Consider the following 19,930-nt stretch of genomic DNA (forward strand, 5'->3'; position numbering starts at 1 on the left):
GCGGCTCGCGCCGGCCCGCCGGCGAATTCCGTGCCGATGCCAACACGCGAAATGCCCACTGTCCGCAGGACAGTGGGCACGTGGCCTGGCGGCAGATCCGGAACGCCGCGTGTTGCGGTCCTTCCAGGCCCCTGCCCGCTCAGCTCATCACTTGGTCTTGGGAACCGGCGTGTTGAGCAGCTGCTGCTCCCACAGATACGCGATGCCGCTGCCGGCGGCATGGTCCTTGAGGATATCGGTCAGGGCGCCCGCCGTTTCGACGCGAGCCCAATCGCGCTGCCATTCGCAGGCCACCGCCAGCCAGGTCATCATGTTGGCGCCCGCCCCGATCATGCGCTTGATGGCCATCTCGTGGGCCTCGACGGAAACGCCGCCGCAGGCGTCCGTGACGACCGTCACGTCCCAGCCTTCGCCCAGGGCCTGGATCGCCGGCATCGCGACGCAGACCTCGGTCCAGAGACCCGCGATGATCAGCTGCTTGCGGCCCGTGGCCTTGACCGCATCCACCGCCTTCTTGTCTTCCCAGGTGTTGATGTAGGTCCGGTCGATGATCTCCTGGCCGGGAAACACGTCAGTGATCTGCGGGAAGATATAACCGCCGCGTTCGGCGATCACGCTCGTCAGGATGGTGGGCACGCCGAACGCCTTCGCGGCCTTGGCCAGGCCCGCCGTATTGTTCACCACCATGTGGGGGTCGTGGCTGTTGAGGTTCGTGAGCTGGAAAGGCTGGTGGTCGATCAGGACGAGTACCGAGTCCTCGGGACGAAGGAGCGAGTCAAGGCCATTGCGGAAGGTCATGTGTGCATCCTCTGCTGATGTGAACGGATTGGCTTTCCGGGCCTGCGCGCCTACGCAAACGTGCCCGAAAGCGGCATTCTGCTGTCCACGTCTTCCAGCCGGTAGTCGTGTCCCGCGGCGAACTGTGTCGCACAAACAGGAACGCCGCCGTTGCTCGATACGGTAGTACCATCCGCCGACGAACTACGTTGCCAGACAAGGAACGCCGAATTGGACATCGAAGAGCTGCGGACATTCGTGGAAGTCGCCGATGCGGGGGGCATATCGCCCGCGGCGCTGCGCCTGGGCGTGGCGAAGTCCATCGTCAGCCGCCGGCTTGCCCGGCTGGAAAGCGAGCTGGGCGTGCAACTGCTGGCACGGTCCACGCGCGGAGCGGCGCTTACCGAAGCCGGCGCCACGTTCCGGGACCATGCGGCCCGCGTCTGCGCCGAGGTCGACACGGCCAGGGAAGCCATCCTGCCCTCGGGCGACCTGCGCGGCCGCTTGCGCATCGCCGCGCCGCTCACCTTCGGCCCGACCCACTTCGCCCCCATGCTGGCGGAAATGGCCCGACGCTATCCCCGGCTGCACATCCAGACCTGCTACAGCGATCGCTTCGTCGACCTGATCGCGGAGGGGTACGACTGCGCGATCCGCGTCGGCTACTTGCAGGATTCGAACCTCATCGCCAGGCGCATCGGGCCGATCTACGGAAAACTCGTGGCCAGCCCCGGCTACATCGAGGCGCATGGAGCGCCCGAGTCGCCGGAAGACATCCTCGGCCATCAGGCGCTCATGCAGGGCACCGAAGCGTGGCACTTCATGGACGGCGACCAGATCGTCTCGGTTCGCCCACAGGGGCGATTCAAGGCCGACAACGGCATCGCGCTGGTCACTGCCGCCCTTGCGGGGCTCGGTATCGCCTATCTGCCGGATTGCCTCGTCCAGGAGCATGTGGCGTCCGGCGCGCTCGTGCCCATCATGAATCGCCACCCCCCTCCCCAGGCTGGCGCGTATGTGGTGCGTCCGCCGAGTCCGCATCCGGCAAAGAAGGTACGGGTGCTGACGGAGCTGTTGATCGAGTATTTCGAGCGGTCTCCGGAGACGGCGGGGGAAGTGGTGGAGTAGCCGCCCGCCTCGTGGTTCCCCTTCCCTGTTTTCAATAGTCCGCCGGCCATGGCCGGCGGCGATGGCTGATCACGCGGAGGTGTCGCGTGACGCCTTCCGCCCTTCTTCGTCCAGGGCGCGGAAATCGTCATCCGACAGCGCGATCGCGGCAGCGGCAACGTTCTGCTCCAGATGCCCGACCTTCGACGTGCCCGGGATCGGCAGCATGATGTGGCTTCGCTTCAAGAGCCATGCCAGCGCGATCTGTCCGGGCGTGGCTTGGTACCGCCGAGCCAGGTCGTCGAGCAGCGAGCCGGGCCTGGCGAGGTCGCCCGCGGCCAGCGGGAACCACGGAATAAAGCCGATGCCGTGGGCCGAGCAATAATCCAGGACCTGTTCGCTGGTTCGATCGACAAGGTTGTAGCGGTTCTGAACCGTCGCCACCTTGAAGAATGTCGATGCCTCCTGGATCTCGGCAACGGACACCTCGCTCAGTCCGGCATGGCGGATAAGCTCCTCGTCGATCAGCCACTTGATCGTATCGAACTGCTCCCTGGCCGGCACTTTGGGATCGATCCGATGCAGTTGCCACAGGTCGATCTGTTCGACCCCGAGATTGCGCAGGCTCTTATGGACTTGTTGGATGAGATATTCCGGTCTGCCCACGGGATGCCAGCTGTCGGGACCATGCCGCGTCAATCCGCCTTTGGTGGCGATGACGAGCCCTTCGACATAGGGATACAGCGCCTCTTTGATCAGTTGCTCCGAGACGTCCGGACCATACGAGTCGGCCGTATCGATCAGGTTGATTCCAAGACCGGGCAAGGCCTTGAGCGTCTCGATGGCCTCCACATGATTGCCCGGAGGTCCCCAGATGCCGGCGCCGGTGATGCGCATGGCGCCATAGCCAAGCCGATTGACTTCCATATCGCCGATATTGAAGATGCCGGACAGTTCGGCCCCGGTGGAAGGCTTGTTCATTTCTAGCTCCTTGTTGAGATATCCGTGTTGCTTCGAAGACTTACCAGTCGAACCGGATCGCGATTTTTCCGAAGTGGCCGCCTTGCGCCATCAGCTCGTAGGCGTTCGCCAGTTCATCGAGACCGAAGGTGCGATCGACGACCGGCTGGATACGATGTGCGGCCATGGCCGCCACCGCGCCAGCCAGGTCGGCCACCGATCCGCCATTGCTGCCCTGCACGCGGACTTCCTTGAAGATCACCTGCAGCAGGTCCAGTGGCGTAGCCCCACCTCCAAGAAACCCGATGGCGGCCACGCTGCCTCCGTGTCGCACGGCGGCCACCGAGCGGTTGATTCCTTCCCCGCCCACGGGATCAATGACCAGATCCGCGCCCACGCCGCCGGTATGTTGGAGTACGAAGGCTTCCCAGGCGGCATCCTTGCGGTAATTGACGACTTCGTCGGCACCCAGGGCGCGGGCGCGGGCCAGCTTCTCATCGGACGAGGAGGTGACGATGACTCGGGCCCCGCGCGCCTTTGCCAGCTGCAGCGCAAAGATCGCCACACCGCCCGTGCCAAGGACCGCCACGGTGGATGCCGCGCCCACCTGTGCTGTCTCCAGCGTCCGCCATGCCGTCATCGCGGCAATGGGCAAGGTGCCTGCGGCTTCCCAGCCCAGGTAGTCGGGAATCTTCACGACGCTGGCCGCGTCGAGATCGGCAAACTCGACCAGCGAGCCGGGCAGCGTCGCGCCCCGCATCGGGTTGGCCAGTTCCGCGCTGGGGCGGCCGGCGATCCAGTGCGCCTTGATGTGAACGGCGACGCGATCGCCGACGGCCACTTGCCAGACATCCTCGCCGACGGCGATGACCTCGCCCACACCGTCGGACAAGGCAATGTTGGGGTACGGCGCACCGGGGTACTGTCCGGAGGCCACGGCGAGATCGGCGAAATTGAGGCTGCCGGCCTTCATGCGGACAAGGATGCGCCCCTTGCCAGGTGCGGCCGGTTCGGGCAGCTCTACCCGACGGAATGCGTCGAGCGTAGGCGCAGTGATCTGAATGGATTGCATGGCGCGTTCTCCAAAAGGTAGGTCACTGTAAATTGCTGCTCTTTTAAATAGAATATGGACGAATCACAGTTCATACCTGCTAAATATGCAGCAATCACTATTCTCCGATCTGAACGAACTTGCGGCCTTCGTGGCACTGGCCGATACGGGGTCGTTCGCCGCGGCCGGCCGTCAGCTCGGACGTGATCCCACCGCGATCTCTCGCCGCTTGACCGCGATGGAGTCGCGACTCGGTGTCAGACTGGCCGAGCGCAGCACCCGCAAGGTCGCTTTGACCGAGGCCGGCCGAACCTATCTCGCGCGGATCCGACCGCTGCTTCACGACCTGCAGGCAGCCGGACGCGAAGCGGTAGCCTTTGCGGACGGTGAGGCCCGCGGCCACCTGCGCATCACCTTGCCGGGCAATTTCGGCCGCCTGTGGCTGACGCCGCTGATCGTGGAGTTCCTGCGCAGTCATCCGCGGGTCACCATCGAGGCGGATACCAGCAATCGTTTCGTCGACCTGATCGGCGAACGTTTCGACCTTGCCATCCGCCTGGGCGAGCTTCCCGATTCGCGCCTGGTCGCCCGCAAGGTCGCGGAGCGGCGCCGGCTGATCTGTGCATCGCCGGACTTCCTCGCGAAGTCTCCGGCCATCCAGACGCCGCAAGACCTGGCGAACCATCCATGCCTCTGTTTCACGGGGCGGCACGACCCCTATCGATGGAACTTCATCAAACCTGGCGGCGGTACGCTGGGCGTCACCGTATCGGGCCCGCTGGCGTCCGACGACGCGGAACTGCTGCTCGAAGCCGCCATCAGCGGCCTGGGCATTCTGTACACGTCCGACTGGTATGTCAGCCGCGATCTGGCCGCGGGCCGGCTGGTCGAAATACTTCCAGACTGGGCCCTGCTGGATCGCGGCGCCGTGTACGTGGTCACGCCTGCGGCGGGCGGCACGCCATCCAAGACGCGCGCCTTCTCCAATTGGATCAGCGAAAGGCTGGCGGCGCCGCCGTGGGTTGTCCTTTGAATGGGCAGTTCAGCCGTGCTCGAAACGGTATTGCGGCTTGGGCCCGGACGCGGGCATCGATAGGGACGGACTTCGCATCGACACCGGCGTCCGAAGGTCATCGCTAGCGAAGTCGCCGCCTGGGCGGTCAGAGCCTGTAGCCACCGCTCGCCTCGATCGCCTGGCCGGTCACCCAACGGCCTTCCTCGGAAGCCAGGAACGCCACTAATGACGTGGGTCTCCAGAGCTGGAGTTTCTAGCGGCGCATCTTCCACACCGCGCGTTCCAGGCGCATGATCAGGCAATCGTCTTCATCGTTGAAAACCCGGCGGCCGACGGCCTGGAAGCCGAGTCGGCCGTAGAAGCGATGAGCGCGCACGTTGCTGTTCAGCGGGTCGATGACGATGGCGGTCACTTTGGGATCGGAGAAGGCGGCGTCGATGGCCAGCGTCATCATCTGAGTGCCATAGCCCTTGTTGAGGGCAGCGGGCGGGCCGATCCAGATGTCGATGGCACGCAGGTTGGGTTCGATCTCACCCCAATAATGCGTCGGATCGAGGTGAGGGTCGATCACCTGCATCACGCCGACAGGCCGCCAGAGCTCGCCCTCGGCCACCTCGCCGATCTGGTAGAAGCTCACGTCCGACGATTCGGCCAGTTCCACAGACCAGTCGATGCCGCCGAAGGCGACTTCGAGGCTGGGCTGATCGCTGGAGCAGGCGATCACGTGCGGCTCGCGATCCCATGCGTGCAGCGTCGGCACGTCGGCAAGGGTTGCGGGCCGCAGCCGGACTACGCCGGGCGAGAGTGAAGGGTCCGCGTTCATTGGCTCGGAAGTGGCATGGTTCAAGGGTTTCCAAGGACTCTACATCGCCCAGTAGCCGTACCGCTCTCTATCTCCCTTAATCTCCGGCTGGGATGGTCGGATCATGGCCGGCTTTGCCCGGCAGATATTTTCTATCAACGCAAAACCGTTATCCATTTTTCACCCTTCTTTTCTATTTAGAGAACGACCAGAATGCTCCTTAAGGCGAAAGCGAACAGGCCCCCTGCGCCTGTCGCCGCTTTCACATCGGTTTCATCTCGGCCTCAAGGAGAACACCATGAAGTACAAGCCTTTGGGATACACCGGCCTGCTGGTGTCGCAGCTGTGCCTCGGAACGATGACGTTCAGCGGCGGCAATGGCGTCTACAAGCACATCGGCAACGTGGACCAGGCGGGCGCCGATGAACTGGTCAAGGCCAGCATCGACACAGGCATCAACTTCTTCGATACCGCCGACGTCTACTCGGCCGGCGAAAGCGAAAGCACGCTGGGCCAGTCTTTCAAGAACCTCGGCATCGCGCGCAAGGACTATGTGCTGGCGACCAAGGTATACAGCCGCATGGGCCAAGGCCGCAACGACGTCGGCGCGTCGCGCGGCCACATCATGGATGCCGTCGAGGCAAGCCTGAAGCGGTTGCAGACCGACCACATCGACCTGTATCAGGTCCATGCCACGGACACGCTTACCCCGATGGAGGAAACGCTGCGCGCCCTGGACGACTTGGTCCGGCAAGGCAAGGTCCGCTACATCGGCGTATCCAACTGGCAGGCGTGGCGCATCGCGACCGCGCTGGGCATTTCGGCCCGGCTCAATCTGGCCAGGTTCAACACGCTGCAGGCCTATTACTCGATCGCGGGCCGCGATCTCGAGCGCGAACTTGGCCCGCTGCTGGAAGCGGAGAAGCTCGGCCTGCTCGTCTGGAGCCCGCTGGCCGGCGGCCTGCTGTCCGGCAAGTTCAGCCGTGAGAACCAATCGCCCGAAGGATCGCGGCGTTCGGCATTCGACTTCCCCATCGTCGATAAGGAGCGCGCCTGGAACGTGATCGACGCGATGCACCCGATCGCGGCCGCTCATGGCTGCAGCCCGGCACGGATCGCGCTGGCCTGGCTGCTTTCCAAGCCGGTCGTGACCTCGGTGCTGGTCGGCGCCAAGCGTCTCGATCAGCTCGAGGACAACATCGCCGCGGTCGACATCACGCTCAGCGATGAAGAGATCCGCCAGCTCGACGCGATCAGCGAACTGCCTCCCGAATATCCGGGCTGGATGCTCGCGACCCAGGGCGCCGACCGTTTCGGCCCCATCGACCTGTGGAACGGCAGGATGTCCGCCGCATCCTGATCGCGTCGCAGGATCCCTTGACGCCCGTGGGCCAGCGCCCACGGCGCAACAGACAGGACAACGATCATGAGTCAACGATTGCAGGGAAAGGTCGCCGTCATCACCGGCGCATCGAAGGGGCTGGGCGCCGCGATCGCGCGACGCTTCGGCATCGAAGGCGCGTCCGTGGTGGTGAACTATGCCAGCAGCAAAAGCGCTGCCGACGGCGTCGTGAGCGATATCGTCCAGGCCGGCGGCACGGCCATCGCCGTCCAGGCCGACATGAGAGACCCGGCGCAGGTGGCGCAGCTCTTCGCGCAAGCCAACCGGACGTACGGCCGGGTGGACGTGCTCGTGAACAATGCCGGAGTCTATGACTTTCAACCGCTGGAGAACCTTACGTACGATCTGTTCCGCCAGCACTTCGAGCTGAACGTCTTCGGCTACCTGCTCGCCATCAAGGAGGCCGTCAAGTACATGCCTGAAGGCGGCGGCAGCATCGTCAACATGAGTTCCACCGTGACCCTATTCGGTCCCGAGAACGCCTCGGTCTATACCGCCACCAAAGGTGCCATCGACGGCCTGACCCGTGCGCTGTCGAACGAGCTGGCGCCGCGCAGGATACGCGTCAACGCGGTCAAACCCGGCGTGGTCGCCACCGAGGGCGTCCATGCCGGCGGGTTCCTGGCATCGGAATTCGGGCACACCACCACGGCCAGGACGCCGCTGCGGCGCCTTGGGGAGGTCGACGACATCGCACCCGCCGTCGTCTATCTGGCGTCGGACGAGTCCAGCTGGAGCACCGGCGAATTCATCGTTCTTTCGGGCGGACACCGCTGATCCCCTTACGCATGCCGCCATCGGGCGGCAAGGAGCATCGACATGGCAACGACAACCGACATGAACGCCGGAGAGGTCGTCCGGCATTACCTCGACACCTTCTTCAGCAAGGACGTCGACAAGACGCTCGAATGCCTCACCGACGACGTCATATGGAAGGTCCAGGGCGCCGCCGACGTGCCGACCGTCGGCGTACGGCATGGCAAGGAAGAGGTCCGCGCGTGGATGGCGCTGTTTCCCGCCCATTTCGAGCCGCTCGAATTCCACATAGCCCGCACCTTCGAGAACGGCGACCAGGTGGTGATGACCGGACACTTCAAACACCGCATCGTGGACACGGGGCGCGTGTTCGAAAGCGACTTCGCGGCGATCTGCTCGGTGAGGGATGGCAAGGTCAGCGCGTACAACTTCCTCGAAGACTCTTACGCGCTCTGGCGGTCCTTCCAGCCGCAGTGACGCCTGTGCAACGTCCGGGATGCGAAACCTCGCCGCGCCCCATCATCTTTCGCGGACCTTTGTGGTCCGCTGCGGCCGCGGCGGCAAACCCGACAACACCGGGTTCGCCGCCACGACGTGTTCCGCCAGAAAGTCGCTGAGCGCGCGGATCCTCGCCGACGCAACGAGGTCGGCGTGCGTCACCAGCCAAAGCTCGTTGCTGAACACCTGGTCCGAAGGAACGACGCGAACGAAGTCATCGCCGACAGCGAGAAAATCCGGAATGACCGCCAGCCCCAAGCCCGCACGCACCGCGGCGATCTGTACAGGCAGGCTGCTTGCCACCAGCGCGATGGAACAATCCAGATGCTGGCGAGCCAGCCATGTCGCGGCAGGCAGGTGCGCATGGCTGTCGTCCCAGGTGATGACGTGGCGGCCCTCGAAGGGCTTTCCCGGCAAGGCGGGATTTTCCTCGAGGTACTGGCGGCTGCCGTACACCGAATAAGTCATATGGCCAATGCGCCTGACCGTCAGGTTTCCTCGCGTGGGCCGGACCACGCGCAGCGCGATGTCGGCCTCCCGGCGGCCGAGTTCGGCTGTGGCCGTGCTGGTGATGATCTCGACGCAGATGCCCGGGTATCGGGCCCGGAACGCGGGCATGGCCGGGACGACCAAGTCCGTCGCAAGGTTCTCCGATGTCGCCAGCCTGACCGTTCCCACAGGGCTGTCATCGATGCCCGCCGCACCGCGTTCCAGGGCCATGACGCTGTCTTCGACACGTTCGGCATGTCGCAGCACCTCGCGGCCTTCGTCCGTCAGGAAATAGCCTGTCTGGCTTCTTGCGAAGAGGCTCATGCCCAGGCTCGCCTCGAGCTCTCCGATGCGGCGGCTGACCGTGGACTGGCTTACGTTCAGATCGCCGGCGGCCTGCGTCAGGCTGCCGGTGCGCGCCACGCACAGGAAGTACCTTAGATCGTTCCAGTCCATATGACTTTGCTTGTACAGGGGGAGGAGTGCCTCGCGTCGGAATCAAGACTGCACCGTCGGATCAGTTGCTGCCGCAGCGCGTATGGTGCCTGTTTTGGCGCGCATTTCAACTTGGACAGCCGCACGCAACTGACAAGGGCGCCATCAGGCGCCCTTGCTATTCGATTACTCCCACTCAATCGTCGCCGGCGGCTTGCTACTCACGTCATAAACCACCCGATTGATCCCCCGCACCTCATTGATAATCCGCGAAGAAACCCGCGCCAGCAGCGCATGCGGCAACGGCGCCCAATCGGCCGTCATGAAATCGAACGTCTGCACGGCACGCAGCGCAACCACGTACTCATAAGTCCGCCCATCCCCCATCACCCCCACCGACTTCACCGGCAGGAACACGGCGAAGGCCTGCGACGTCATCTCGTACCAGCTCTTGCCGCTGACCTCGTCGATGGTGCTGCGCAGCTCTTCGATGAAGATCGCATCGGCCCGACGCAGCAGATCCGCAAACTCCTTCTTCACCTCGCCCAGAATCCGCACCCCCAACCCCGGCCCAGGGAATGGATGCCGATACACCATCGCCGGCGGCAGGCCCAGCGCCACGCCCAGCTCGCGAACCTCGTCCTTGAACAGTTCGCGCAGCGGCTCTAGCAGCTTCAGGTTCAGCGTATCCGGCAGGCCGCCCACGTTGTGGTGCGACTTGATCGAAGTGGCCTTGCCGGTCTTGGCGCCGGCCGATTCGATCACGTCCGGATAGATGGTGCCCTGGGCCAGCCACTTGGCGCTCTTCAGCTTGCCGGCTTCGGCCTGGAACACTTCGACGAACTCGCGCCCGATGATCTTGCGCTTGGCTTCGGGATCCGCCTGCCCCGCCAGCTTGCCCATGAACTGCTCGGTGGCGTCGACGTGGATGATCTTCACGCCCATGTTCTCGGCGAAGGTCTGCATGACCTGCTTGCCCTCGTCCAGGCGCAGCAGGCCGTGGTCGACGAACACGCAGGTCAGCTGGTCGCCGATGGCCTTGTGGATCAGCGCGGCGGCCACGGACGAATCCACGCCGCCCGACAGGCCCAGGATGACTTCGTCGTTGCCGACCTGTTCGCGGATGCGGGCCACGGCCTCTTCCACGTAGTCGGGCATGTTCCAGTCGCCGGTGCAGCCGCAGATCTCGTGCACGAAGCGGCCCAGCATGGCCTTGCCCTGCACGGTGTGGGTGACTTCGGGGTGGAACTGCACGGCGTAGAAGCCGCGCTCTTCGTCGGCCATGCCGGCGATGGGACACGAGGGCGTGGAGGCCATCAGCTTGAAGCCAGGCGGCAATTCGGTGACCTTGTCGCCGTGGCTCATCCAGACCTTCAGCATGCCGTGGCCTTCGGGCGTGGTGAAGTCGGCCAGGCCGTTCAGCAGCTTGGTGTGGCCGTGGGCGCGGACTTCGGCGTAGCCGAATTCGCGGTGGTCGGAATAGCTGACCACGCCGCCCAGCTGGTGCGCCATGGACTGCATGCCATAGCAGATGCCCAGCACCGGCACGCCCAGTTCGAACACGGCTGCGGGTACCCGCAGCGAGCCTTCGGCATAGGCCGAGGCGTGGCTGCCCGACAGGATCACGCCGCGCACGCCGGCGGCTTTCTGGGCGCGGACGAAGTCGTCATCCACGTCGCCGGGATGGATCTCGGAATAGACGCCGGCCTCGCGTACGCGACGGGCGATCAGCTGGGTGACTTGCGAACCGTAGTCCAGGATGAGGATGCGCTGGTGCATGGTGACTCTGCCGGTTGTAAATGAAGCGCACCGGCCAGAACGGAGGTTCTGCCGGTGCGTGGGTATTGCATGAGGATCGACTGCGGGATCAGTCGGCGCGGTAGTTGGGCGCTTCCTTGGTGATCTGCACGTCGTGGACGTGGGACTCGCGGAAGCCCGCCGAGGTGATCTGCACGAACTGCGTCTGGGTGCGCATCTCGTCGATGCTGGCGCAGCCGCAGTAGCCCATGGAGGCGCGGATGCCGCCGACCAGCTGGAAGATGATGGCCAGCACGCTGCCCTTGTAGGGGACGCGGCCTTCGATACCTTCGGGGACCAGCTTGTCGGCGTTGTTGGCCGGGTCCTGGAAGTAGCGGTCGGCCGAGCCTTCGGTCATGGCGCCCAGGCTGCCCATGCCGCGGTACGACTTGTACGAGCGGCCCTGGTACAGCACGACTTCGCCCGGCGCCTCTTCGGTGCCGGCGAACATGCCGCCCATCATGCAGCTGAAGGCGCCGGCCGACAGGGCCTTGGCGATGTCGCCCGAGTAGCGGATGCCGCCGTCGGCGATGAGGGGCACGCCCGTGCCTTCGAGGGCGGCGGCCACGTCGGAGATGGCGGTGATCTGCGGCACGCCCACGCCGGCGACGACGCGGGTGGTGCAGATGGAGCCGGGGCCGATGCCGACCTTGACGCCGTCGGCGCCGTGCTCGACCAGGGCGCGCGCGGCCTCGGCCGTGGCGATGTTGCCGCCGATGACTTCAACGTTGGGGAAGTTCTTCTTGACCCAGCGCACGCGGTCGAGCACGCCCTTGGAGTGGCCGTGCGCGGTGTCGACCACGATGACGTCCACGCCCGCGGCGACCAGCTTCTCCACGCGTTCTTCGGTGCCCTCGCCCACGCCGACCGCGGCGCCGACGCGCAGCTGGCCCAGCGCATCCTTGTTGGCGATGGGATGTTCGGTGTTCTTGACGATGTCCTTGACGGTGGCCAGGCCGCGCAGCTCGAAGGCGTCGTTGACGATGAGCACCCGCTCGAGGCGGTGCTTGTGCATCAGGGCCTGGGCTTCGGTCAGCGTGGCGCCTTCCTTCATGGTGACCAGACGGTCTTGCGGCGTCATGATGTTGCGCAGCGGCTGGTCGAGGCGGTCTTCGAAGCGCAGGTCGCGGTTGGTGACGATGCCGACCAGCTTCTTGCCCTCGACCACCGGCAGGCCCGAGAAACCGTGCTGGCGCTGCAGCGCGATGGCGTCGCGCACCTTCATGTCGGGCGACACGGTGACCGGATCGATGACGATGCCGAACTCGTGGCGCTTGACGCGGGAGACTTCCTTGGCCTGGGCGTCGGCCGACAGGTTCTTGTGGATGATCCCGATGCCGCCCTCTTGCGCCATGGCGATGGCCAGGCGCGACTCGGTGACGGTGTCCATGGCGGCGGACACGAGCGGAATATTGAGGGTGATGTTGCGGGTGAGGCGGGTGGCAAGCGAGGTGTCGCGCGGCAACACCTCGGAGTACGCAGGCACCAGCAACACATCGTCGAAGGTGAGCGCTTGTTGGACGAGACGCATTGGGAACTCCGGGCGCAAAGCAGGATTATACGCCGCTACAGTGATTTTCCTAGGTGTTGTCCCTAGGGCCGGCCTTGGATTGGGCAAGGTTGCACGTGCGCGGACCTGCGAAATATTTTTACCCGGGCATATTGACGAGCGATTTAAATCCGGGCAATATTCGTCCACTGATTTATACCCGGGTCTAATTTGACTGTCCCGAGTCGTCCAATCCGATGGAGCACGGCATGACGTCCACCTCATCCCCCTACCCTTCCTGCACCGCGTTCGCAGGCCATCGCCGCCTGGCCGCGGGTCCGTTGCCCGACGTGGCGCTGCGGGTCCGTGCCGCGCTGGCTGACGATCCCCATTCCGGCGTGCTGGTCTATGACGATGCCACGGGCCGCATCGTCGACCTGGATCTGCGCGGCAGTGACGCCGAAATCCTGGCGCGGCTGGCCGCCAGTCTGCCGCCGGACATCGCGTCAGGTGCGGAGGCCGCCGCCGACAAGGTCGGCGACAAGCCCGCAGGCGATGCCGTGCGCGGTCGCGGCCGGCCGCGTCTGGGCGTGGTCGCGCGCGAGGTCACCCTGTTGCCGCGCCATTGGGAATGGCTGTCGGCGCAACCCGGCGGCGCTTCGGTGGCGTTGCGCAAGTTGGTGGAAGAGGCGCGCCGCGCCCATGCCACGAAGGACGATCTGCGGCAACGGCAAGAAGCGGCGTACCGCTACATGTCTTCGCAAGCGGGCGATCTGCCGGGGTTCGAGGAAGCGACACGCGCGTTGTTCGCCCAGGATGCGCGGCGCTTCGGCGAGCACACGGCGTCGTGGCCGCAAGACGTGCGCGACTATGCGGCGCGGCTCGCGTTCGAGGCTTGAAGAAGCTGGCGGACCACGCCGGGGCCTGGCAAAACGACCGCCCTACGTCTGCGGCATAATGAAAGACCACGCGCCTCTTCTCGGCGCACGCGTTTGCTCCGATGTCCGACACCCACGAAATTCGCCCCGGCCAGTCCGTCGAACTGCTGAAGGCGCTGCACATCCTGACGCGCGACGGCAAGATGAACCAGGACAGCCGCCGCAAGCTCAAGCAGGTGTATCACCTGTTCCAGTTCATCGAACCGCTGTTGAAAGACGTAAAGGACTCGCGTGGCCGCGTCACGCTGGTCGATCACGGCGCCGGCAAGTCGTACCTGGGCTTCATCCTGTACGACCTGTTCTTCAAGGATCTGCACGACGATTCGCACATCTACGGCATCGAGACGCGCGACGAACTGGTGCAGCGCTCGCGCGAACTGGCTACGCGGCTGGGGTTCACGGGGATGTCGTTCCTGAATTTGTCGGTGGCCGAGTCCATCGAATCGGATGCGTTGCCACCGACCGTGGACGTGGTGACCGCGCTGCACGCGTGCGACACGGCCACGGACGACGCCCTGCGCTTCGCGCTGCAGAAGCGCGCGCGGCACATCGTCGTGGTGCCCTGCTGCCAGGCCGAAGTGGCGGGCGTGCTGCGCCGGCACAAGCAGCAAGCCCTGGCCGATCCGCTGGCCGAGATCTGGCGCCATCCGCTGCACACGCGCGAGTTCGGCAGCCAGATCACCAACGTGCTGCGCTGCCTGCAACTGGAAGCGCATGGCTACCAGGTCACGGTGACCGAGCTGGTGGGCTGGGAGCACTCGATGAAGAACGAGCTGATCGTGGCCCAGTACAAGGACCGTCCGCGCCGCAAGCCTGCCGAGCGGCTGAACGAAATCCTGGATCGCATCGGGTTGCAGGAATTGCGGGACCGGTTCTTCGTACCGGAACCTGCCTAGCCCGCGCTCAACTCTCCACGCTGCCGCCCTGCCCCAGGAACTGATTGGGACGGCGCAGCGAGGGATCGAACGGATTGATCTGCGCGCCGATCTGCGAGGCTTCCCTGCGCAGCATTTCCACCAGCATGGGCAGGCGCTCGGCGTTGATGCGCTCGGACGGCGCGGCCATGCTGAGCGCGGCCACCACCGTGCCGTTGCGGTCCGCGATGGGCACGGCCAGGCCCATGGTGCCCGGATACAGCGCCGGGCCGGATGACAGCGCGTAGTCCAGTTCCTGGCATTCTTTCAGGCGCACGCGCATCGAGATCTCGTCCATGAAGCCCAGGTGGCGCAGGCGCGGAATGTTGAAGCGGATGATCTCTTCGCGCTCGGCCTCGGGCAGGCGCGCCAGCAGAATCAGCCCTGCCTGGCCCAGGCCCAGCGGCACCTTGCCGCCGATGTCGCCCGTATGCGAGCGCACGGGAAACGGCCCGTCGATGCGGTCCAGGCACACGGCGTCGAAGCCATGGCGCACCAGCAGGAAGACCGTGTCGTTCAACATGCCGCTCAGTCGCAGCAACGCTGGCCGACAGATGTCGCGCAGCGTGGAATGCCGATTGCCCGCGCTCGCCGCCATGGCGAAGAAGGCCACGCTGAGCTGGTAGGTCTTGCTGTTGGGCGGCTGTTCGACCACGTTTTCCTGGATGAGGGATTGCAGCACCCGGTGCGCTGTGGCGGGCGCCTGGCCGGTACGCGCCGCGATGTCGGTCAGCCGCAGGCGCTCGCCCTGGGCCTCGGCCAGCACGCGCAGCACCGCGAAGGCGCGCTGCAGCACACCCTGACTGCCGGACTCGGCGGTTTCTTTCTCGGCTTCTTTACCCAACTTCCCTTTCATTGGAATTTCTCCGTCTTTGCCGAAATTCTAATTTCATCCACCGGAATTTTTCGAAGAAATTTTGCTTTCTACGGAAAAACACTAATGGCTCGCCCCATGGCGGCTTCCTAGACTGGCTTCCATCCAAACCTGGCGTCACGAGTCCGAAGCGGGGCTGCTGACGCCACACGATGCCGCGACATGGCGGCCACACAAGGCGGAAAAATGGCGTTCCTGCGGCTGGAGCAAGTCTCCAAGTACTACGGCGACCTGTGCGTGGTGTCCAACATGGACCTGTCCGTGGAACAAGGCGAATTCATCTCGCTGCTCGGTCCCTCCGGCTGCGGCAAGACCACCACCCTGCAGATGATCGCCGGCTTCGCGGACGTGACGCGCGGGCGCATCACGCTGGACGGCCGCGACATCACCCATACCAAGCCGAACACGCGCGGGCTGGGCATCGTGTTCCAGAGCTATGCGCTCTTCCCGCACATGACCGTGCGCGACAACGTGGCGTTCGGGCTGGCGATGCGCAAGGTCGAGCGCGGCGAACGCGAGCGCCGCACGCGCGAGGCGCTGGCGCTGGTGAAGCTGGACAAGTACGCCGACCGCTATCCGCGCGAGCTGTCGGGCGGCCAGCGCCAGCGCGTGGCCCTGGCGCGCGCGCTGGTGATCCGCCCGCCCGTGCTGCTGCTGGACGAACCGCTTTCGAACCTGGACGCGCAGCTGCGCGAGGAAATGCAGTTCGAGCTGCGCGCCATCCAGCGCCAGACCGGCACCACCACCATCATGGTCACGCACGACCAGGCCGAGGCGCTGTCCATCAGCGACCGCGTGGTCGTCATGCAGGACGGCCGCGCCACGCAGGTGGACGCGCCCTATCGCATGTACGAGCATCCGCAGACGCAGTTCATCTCGCGCTTCGTGGGCAAGACCAACATGCTGCCCGGCACGGTCACGCGCGCGGGTCCGCGCGCCGAAGTCAGCAGCGGCAGTCTTGCGGTGCAGGTCGACGCGGATGGCCTGCGCGCCGGCGATACGGTGCACCTGTCGCTGCGCCCCGAGAAACTGCTGCCGGTGGCCGAGGGCCAGGGCAAGCTGGACGGCCGCGTGGCCACTCGCTACTTCCTGGGCAGCCAGTGGCAGTACGAGCTGGACACCGCGCTGGGCCAGTTGACCATGGTCTCGCCCAACGATGGCCGCGCGCCGCTGGCCGACGGCCAGGTCGTGGGACTGGACTGGTCCGGCGACACGCTGCGCGTACTGCGCGCGGAGGCATGATGAGCACCGCCGTCGCCGCCACAGCCAAGCCGCGCACCGAGGGCCTGCCGGCCATACTCGGCTCGCTGCCGCTTACCCTGCTGTTCCTCACATTGGTGCTGACGCCGCTGGCGCTGACGCTGCTGCTGTCCTTCGCCCAGTTCGACTACAACACCGGCATCCAGCCCGGCTACACGCTCGAGCACTATCTGCTGGTGCTGACCGACTCGTATTTCCTCGAGATCTTCTGGCGCACCTTCTGGATCGCGGGCCTCACCACGCTGATCTGCGTGCTGATCGGCGCGCCCGAGGCCTATGTGCTGTCGCGCATGCGCAAGCCCTGGCGTACGCTGTTCCTGCTGGTGGTGCTGTCGCCCCTGCTGATCTCGCTGGTGGTGCGCGCCTTCGGCTGGAGCCTGCTGCTGGGGCCGAATGGTCCGGTGGGCGGCGCGGCGCAAGCGCTGGGCCTGGGATCGCTGCTGTACACCCCCACGGCCACCATCATCGGCCTGGTCCATGTGATGCTGCCCTTCATGGTGATTCCGGTGTGGACCTCGCTGCAGAAGCTGGACCCCGCGGTGGAGCAGGCGTCGTATTCGCTGAGCGCCTCGCGCGCGCAGACGCTGTGGCGCGTGATCCTGCCGCAGACGATGCCGGGCATTCTGTCGGGCAGCCTGATCGTGTTCGGCCTGTCGGCCAGCTCGTTCGCCATTCCGGCCCTGCTGGGCGGACGCCGGCTGAAGATGGTGGCCACCATTGTGTACGACGAATTCCTGACCGAACTGAACTGGCCGCTCGGCGCGGCCATCGCCGTGCTGCTGCTGGTGGCCAACCTGGCCATCATGCTGAGCTACAACCGTGTGGTAGAGCGCTCCTACCGCCGCAGCCTGGGTTGAACGGCCATGCAGAAAAACGGATTTCTCGCGCTCGCCTTCAACCTGCTGGTGGTCGCGTTCGTGCTGGCGCCGCTGGTCATCGTGTGCCTGGTGGCCTTCACGCCCGGGTCGACGCTCAGCATTCCGACCACCGACTTCTCGCTGCGCTGGTTCAAGGCCGTGTTCGCACACGCCGACTTCATGCAGGCCTTTCGCAACAGCCTGTGGCTGGCCTTCTGCTCGGCCACCATCGCGTCGCTGCTGGCCGTGCCCGCCGCCATCGCCATCACGCGCTACCGCTTTCCGGGCCGCGACGCGCTGAACGGGCTGTTCCTGTCGCCGCTGATGATTCCGCACCTGGTGCTGGGCGTGGCGCTGCTGCGCTTCTTCGCGATGATGAACACCACCGGCAGCTTCACCTGGCTGGTGCTGGCGCACGTGGTGGTGATCACCCCGTACGTGATGCGACTGGTCATCGGCGCGCTGGTGGGATTCGACCTGTCGGTGGAGCATGCCGCGCAGTCGCTGGGCGCGAGCCGCGCCACGGTGTTCTGCAAGGTGACGCTGCCCATGATCCTGCCGGGCGTGTCCGGCGGCTGGCTGCTGGCCTTCATCAACAGCTTCGACGAACTGACCATGTCGGTCTTCATCACCGCGCCCAGCACGGTGACGCTGCCCGTGCGCATGTACATGTACGCCACCGAATCCATCGATCCCATGATGGCCGCGGTGTCGGCCCTGGTGATCGCGTTGACGGGGGTGACCATGCTGCTGCTGGATCGCGTCTATGGGCTGGACCGCGTGCTGGTGGGCCAGAAGTAACCAGGCGGAGAACATCGTGCCTTTGCTCAACCGCGTGGCCGAGACGGACCGGCCCACGCTGACTTTCACCCTGGATGGCCGCGTGGCGACCGCGCTGGCCGGCGACACGCTGCTGACCGCCGTGCTGACACAGGCGGAACGACTGCGCGTCTCGGAATTCAGCGGTGCGCCGCGCGCCGGCTTCTGCATGATGGGCGCGTGCCAGGACTGCTGGGTGCAGTTGGAGGACGGCCGCCGCGTACGCGCGTGCGGCACGTTCGTGGAAGCGGGCATGAAGGTGCGCACATTGCCGGCCAGGCTTCCGATCGCGCCGGAGGGTTCGGCATGACGCTGCAACCCGTGATCGTGGGCGCGGGCCCCGCCGGCGTGCGAGCCGCCCAGGCGCTGGCCGCCGCGGGCGTGCGGCCCGTCGTGCTGGACGAGGCGCCGCGCGCCGGCGGACAGATCTATCGGCAGCCGCCCGCCGGCTTCACGCGCGGCAAGGCCAAGCTGTACGGGTCGGAGCATCGCAAGGCCGACGCCATCCACCGCGCCATGGACCTGCTGGCCGACAAGGTCGACTACCGGCCGGGATCCCTGGTGTGGAACTGCGAGGGCGGCGTGCTGGACGTCGTGCGCGACGGCGTGGCCGACAGCGTGCCGTTCAGCCACCTGATACTGGCGACCGGCGCGGCGGACCGCGTGCTGCCTTTTCCGGGCTGGCTGACGCCGGGCGTGTACACGCTGGGCGGCGCGCAGGTGGCGCTGAAGTACCAGGGCTGCGTCATCGGCGCCCACACCGTATTTCTAGGCACTGGGCCGCTGCTGTACCTGGTGGCATACCAGTATGCGCGCGCCGGCGCGCGCGTGGCGGCCGTGCTGGACACCTCGCGCTTCGCCGACCAGTTGGCCGCCCTGCCCGGCATGCTGACCGCGCCGGCGCTGCTGGCGCGCGGCGTGTACTACATGGCGTGGCTGCGCGCGCGCGGCGTACCCATCGAGACCGGCGTGCGGCCGCTCGAGGTGCAGGGTACTGAGCGCGTCACCGGCCTGCGCTATCGCAACGGCGCGGGCCGCGAGAAGCAGTTGGACTGCGATGCGGTGGGCTACGGGCTGGCGCTGCGCTCCGAGACTCAGTTGGCCAGCCTGGCCGGCTGCGAGTTCGCCTTCGACGCGCGCGACCGCAATTGGCTGCCGCGGCGCGACGCGGCCGGGCGCAGTTCGGTGCCTGGCGTCTACCTGGCCGGCGACGGCGCCGGCATCGCCGGCGCGGACGCGGCGGAGCTGGCCGGCGAGCGCGCGGCCCTGGCGCTGCTGCAGGATGCGCGCCTGCCGTCCGACCAGGCCCGCGCCCAGCGGCTGGAGGACCGCATGATACGCATCGACCGCGTGCGCGACGCGCTGGAGCGCGCCTTTCCCTTCCCCGCCGACTGGAGCATTGCCGACGACACGATGCTGTGCCGCTGCGAAGAGATCACCGCGGGCGCGCTGCGCGAGGTGGCGCGCTCTGGCGCGGCCACCGAATTGAATCGCGCCAAGGCGCTGACCCGCGTGGGCATGGGCCGCTGCCAGGGCCGCGTGTGCGGCGCGGCGGCCGCCGAGGTGATGTCGCAGGCCCTGGGCGTGGCGCCGCAGGCCGTCGGGCGCCTGCGCAGCCAGCCTCCGGTCAAGCCCATCCCGATCCAGCTGGCGCTGGCCAAGGAGGCGCGGCGATGAGCCCGGCTAGCGG

Annotated in this window: 20 protein-coding genes; 12 read left to right on the forward strand and 8 right to left on the reverse strand. The window is 66.0% G+C overall.

Translation table 11 applies throughout. The features are described 5' to 3' along the window. Positions 1 to 147 precede the first annotated feature (147 nt). Complete coding sequence (locus tag CAL15_RS09030) at positions 148 to 798, reverse strand: hydrolase (RefSeq protein ID WP_086078281.1); 651 nt, start codon at positions 796 to 798, stop codon at positions 148 to 150. A gap of 210 nt (positions 799 to 1,008) precedes the next feature. Between CAL15_RS09030 and CAL15_RS09035 the strand changes: the two genes are divergently transcribed. Continuing rightward, entirely contained in the window at positions 1,009 to 1,905 is an 897-nt protein-coding gene (locus CAL15_RS09035) for a LysR family transcriptional regulator (RefSeq protein WP_086078282.1), read from the forward strand. 69 nt (positions 1,906 to 1,974) lie between these two features. On the opposite strand, the gene CAL15_RS09040 is transcribed toward CAL15_RS09035, so the two are convergent. Together CAL15_RS09040 and CAL15_RS09045 are read right to left on the reverse strand one after the other, a co-directional pair. Then, positions 1,975 to 2,865: an aldo/keto reductase gene (locus CAL15_RS09040; protein WP_086078283.1), complete on the reverse strand. Its 891-nt coding sequence runs from the start codon at positions 2,863 to 2,865 to the stop codon at positions 1,975 to 1,977. Between the two features lie 40 nt (positions 2,866 to 2,905). Further along, complete coding sequence (locus CAL15_RS09045; RefSeq protein WP_086078284.1) at positions 2,906 to 3,916, reverse strand: zinc-dependent alcohol dehydrogenase family protein; 1,011 nt, start codon at positions 3,914 to 3,916, stop codon at positions 2,906 to 2,908. Positions 3,917 to 4,046: 130 nt separating this feature from the next. Between CAL15_RS09045 and CAL15_RS09050 the strand changes: the two genes are divergently transcribed. Then, positions 4,047 to 4,928 carry a LysR family transcriptional regulator gene (locus CAL15_RS09050; protein ID WP_232468166.1) on the forward strand — a complete coding sequence of 294 codons (882 nt, stop codon included), beginning with the start codon at positions 4,047 to 4,049 and terminating at the stop codon, positions 4,926 to 4,928. A 235-nt stretch (positions 4,929 to 5,163) separates the two neighbouring features. Here the strand turns inward: CAL15_RS09050 and CAL15_RS09055 are convergent, their stop codons facing one another. After that, positions 5,164 to 5,757, reverse strand: a complete 594-nt coding sequence (locus tag CAL15_RS09055) for a GNAT family N-acetyltransferase (RefSeq protein ID WP_198299187.1) — start codon at positions 5,755 to 5,757, stop codon at positions 5,164 to 5,166. Positions 5,758 to 6,010: 253 nt separating this feature from the next. Between CAL15_RS09055 and CAL15_RS09060 the strand changes: the two genes are divergently transcribed. The 3 genes from CAL15_RS09060 to CAL15_RS09070 all read left to right on the forward strand — a co-directional run bounded on the left by CAL15_RS09060 (position 6,011) and on the right by CAL15_RS09070 (position 8,347). Further along, entirely contained in the window at positions 6,011 to 7,072 is a 1,062-nt protein-coding gene (locus tag CAL15_RS09060) for an aldo/keto reductase (protein WP_086078287.1), read from the forward strand. Positions 7,073 to 7,138: 66 nt separating this feature from the next. Then, positions 7,139 to 7,891, forward strand: a complete 753-nt coding sequence (locus CAL15_RS09065; RefSeq protein WP_086078288.1) for an SDR family NAD(P)-dependent oxidoreductase — start codon at positions 7,139 to 7,141, stop codon at positions 7,889 to 7,891. 42 nt (positions 7,892 to 7,933) lie between these two features. Then, positions 7,934 to 8,347: a nuclear transport factor 2 family protein gene (locus tag CAL15_RS09070; RefSeq protein WP_086078289.1), complete on the forward strand. Its 414-nt coding sequence runs from the start codon at positions 7,934 to 7,936 to the stop codon at positions 8,345 to 8,347. A gap of 42 nt (positions 8,348 to 8,389) precedes the next feature. Here the strand turns inward: CAL15_RS09070 and CAL15_RS09075 are convergent, their stop codons facing one another. The 3 genes from CAL15_RS09075 to guaB all read right to left on the reverse strand — a co-directional run bounded on the left by CAL15_RS09075 (position 8,390) and on the right by guaB (position 12,620). Beyond that, complete coding sequence (locus CAL15_RS09075) at positions 8,390 to 9,313, reverse strand: LysR family transcriptional regulator (protein ID WP_086078290.1); 924 nt, start codon at positions 9,311 to 9,313, stop codon at positions 8,390 to 8,392. 165 nt (positions 9,314 to 9,478) lie between these two features. After that, positions 9,479 to 11,071 (reverse strand): glutamine-hydrolyzing GMP synthase, encoded by a 1,593-nt coding sequence (guaA, locus tag CAL15_RS09080; RefSeq protein WP_086078291.1) that lies wholly within the window; start codon positions 11,069 to 11,071, stop codon positions 9,479 to 9,481. 88 nt (positions 11,072 to 11,159) lie between these two features. Next, entirely contained in the window at positions 11,160 to 12,620 is a 1,461-nt protein-coding gene (gene guaB / locus CAL15_RS09085; RefSeq protein ID WP_086078292.1) for an IMP dehydrogenase, read from the reverse strand. Between the two features lie 227 nt (positions 12,621 to 12,847). On the opposite strand from guaB, the gene CAL15_RS09090 reads away from it, so the two are divergent. Together CAL15_RS09090 and CAL15_RS09095 are read left to right on the forward strand one after the other, a co-directional pair. Beyond that, on the forward strand, positions 12,848 to 13,477 hold the full coding sequence (locus CAL15_RS09090; protein WP_086078293.1) for a DUF2239 family protein: 630 nt from the start codon (positions 12,848 to 12,850) through the stop codon (positions 13,475 to 13,477). Positions 13,478 to 13,578: 101 nt separating this feature from the next. Continuing rightward, positions 13,579 to 14,412: a class I SAM-dependent methyltransferase gene (locus tag CAL15_RS09095; protein WP_086078294.1), complete on the forward strand. Its 834-nt coding sequence runs from the start codon at positions 13,579 to 13,581 to the stop codon at positions 14,410 to 14,412. A 7-nt stretch (positions 14,413 to 14,419) separates the two neighbouring features. Here CAL15_RS09095 and CAL15_RS09100 read toward each other — a convergent pair whose 3' ends face one another. Then, the gene (locus CAL15_RS09100) at positions 14,420 to 15,286 is read right to left on the reverse strand and encodes an IclR family transcriptional regulator (protein WP_086078295.1); all 867 of its coding nucleotides are present in this window, start codon (positions 15,284 to 15,286) and stop codon (positions 14,420 to 14,422) included. 204 nt (positions 15,287 to 15,490) lie between these two features. Here CAL15_RS09100 and CAL15_RS09105 point away from each other — a divergent pair, with 204 nt between their 5' ends. From CAL15_RS09105 to CAL15_RS09125, 5 genes are read left to right on the forward strand one after another with little or no spacing between them, the layout of a single operon-like run. Next, positions 15,491 to 16,546 (forward strand): ABC transporter ATP-binding protein, encoded by a 1,056-nt coding sequence (locus tag CAL15_RS09105; RefSeq protein ID WP_086078296.1) that lies wholly within the window; start codon positions 15,491 to 15,493, stop codon positions 16,544 to 16,546. Further along, positions 16,543 to 17,421, forward strand: a complete 879-nt coding sequence (locus tag CAL15_RS09110) for an ABC transporter permease (protein WP_198299188.1) — start codon at positions 16,543 to 16,545, stop codon at positions 17,419 to 17,421. Before CAL15_RS09105 ends, CAL15_RS09110 begins: the two co-directional genes overlap by 4 nt. A 6-nt stretch (positions 17,422 to 17,427) precedes the next feature. After that, positions 17,428 to 18,222 carry an ABC transporter permease gene (locus CAL15_RS09115; RefSeq protein ID WP_086078298.1) on the forward strand — a complete coding sequence of 265 codons (795 nt, stop codon included), beginning with the start codon at positions 17,428 to 17,430 and terminating at the stop codon, positions 18,220 to 18,222. A 16-nt stretch (positions 18,223 to 18,238) separates the two neighbouring features. After that, positions 18,239 to 18,550, forward strand: coding sequence for a (2Fe-2S)-binding protein (locus CAL15_RS09120; RefSeq protein WP_086078299.1), 312 nt, complete (start codon positions 18,239 to 18,241; stop codon positions 18,548 to 18,550). Next, positions 18,547 to 19,917, forward strand: coding sequence for an FAD/NAD(P)-dependent oxidoreductase (locus tag CAL15_RS09125; protein ID WP_086078300.1), 1,371 nt, complete (start codon positions 18,547 to 18,549; stop codon positions 19,915 to 19,917). Before CAL15_RS09120 ends, CAL15_RS09125 begins: the two co-directional genes overlap by 4 nt. The last annotated feature ends 13 nt before the right edge of the window (positions 19,918 to 19,930 follow it).

Origin of the sequence: Bordetella genomosp. 13, from assembly GCF_002119665.1 — a bacterium.
Lineage (GTDB): Bacteria > Pseudomonadota > Gammaproteobacteria > Burkholderiales > Burkholderiaceae_B > Bordetella.

Coding starts and splice junctions, on each gene's coding strand:
- CAL15_RS09030 (WP_086078281.1), bottom strand. CDS start 798: ATGACCTTCCGCAATGGCCTTGACTCGCTCCTTCGTCCCGAGGACTCG.
- CAL15_RS09040 (WP_086078283.1), bottom strand. CDS start 2,865: ATGAACAAGCCTTCCACCGGGGCCGAACTGTCCGGCATCTTCAATATC.
- CAL15_RS09045 (WP_086078284.1), bottom strand. CDS start 3,916: ATGCAATCCATTCAGATCACTGCGCCTACGCTCGACGCATTCCGTCGG.
- CAL15_RS09060 (WP_086078287.1), top strand. CDS start 6,011: ATGAAGTACAAGCCTTTGGGATACACCGGCCTGCTGGTGTCGCAGCTG.
- CAL15_RS09065 (WP_086078288.1), top strand. CDS start 7,139: ATGAGTCAACGATTGCAGGGAAAGGTCGCCGTCATCACCGGCGCATCG.
- CAL15_RS09070 (WP_086078289.1), top strand. CDS start 7,934: ATGGCAACGACAACCGACATGAACGCCGGAGAGGTCGTCCGGCATTAC.
- CAL15_RS09075 (WP_086078290.1), bottom strand. CDS start 9,313: ATGGACTGGAACGATCTAAGGTACTTCCTGTGCGTGGCGCGCACCGGC.
- guaA (WP_086078291.1), bottom strand. CDS start 11,071: ATGCACCAGCGCATCCTCATCCTGGACTACGGTTCGCAAGTCACCCAG.
- guaB (WP_086078292.1), bottom strand. CDS start 12,620: ATGCGTCTCGTCCAACAAGCGCTCACCTTCGACGATGTGTTGCTGGTG.
- CAL15_RS09090 (WP_086078293.1), top strand. CDS start 12,848: ATGACGTCCACCTCATCCCCCTACCCTTCCTGCACCGCGTTCGCAGGC.
- CAL15_RS09095 (WP_086078294.1), top strand. CDS start 13,579: ATGTCCGACACCCACGAAATTCGCCCCGGCCAGTCCGTCGAACTGCTG.
- CAL15_RS09100 (WP_086078295.1), bottom strand. CDS start 15,286: ATGAAAGGGAAGTTGGGTAAAGAAGCCGAGAAAGAAACCGCCGAGTCC.
- CAL15_RS09105 (WP_086078296.1), top strand. CDS start 15,491: ATGGCGTTCCTGCGGCTGGAGCAAGTCTCCAAGTACTACGGCGACCTG.
- CAL15_RS09110 (WP_198299188.1), top strand. CDS start 16,543: ATGATGAGCACCGCCGTCGCCGCCACAGCCAAGCCGCGCACCGAGGGC.
- CAL15_RS09115 (WP_086078298.1), top strand. CDS start 17,428: ATGCAGAAAAACGGATTTCTCGCGCTCGCCTTCAACCTGCTGGTGGTC.
- CAL15_RS09125 (WP_086078300.1), top strand. CDS start 18,547: ATGACGCTGCAACCCGTGATCGTGGGCGCGGGCCCCGCCGGCGTGCGA.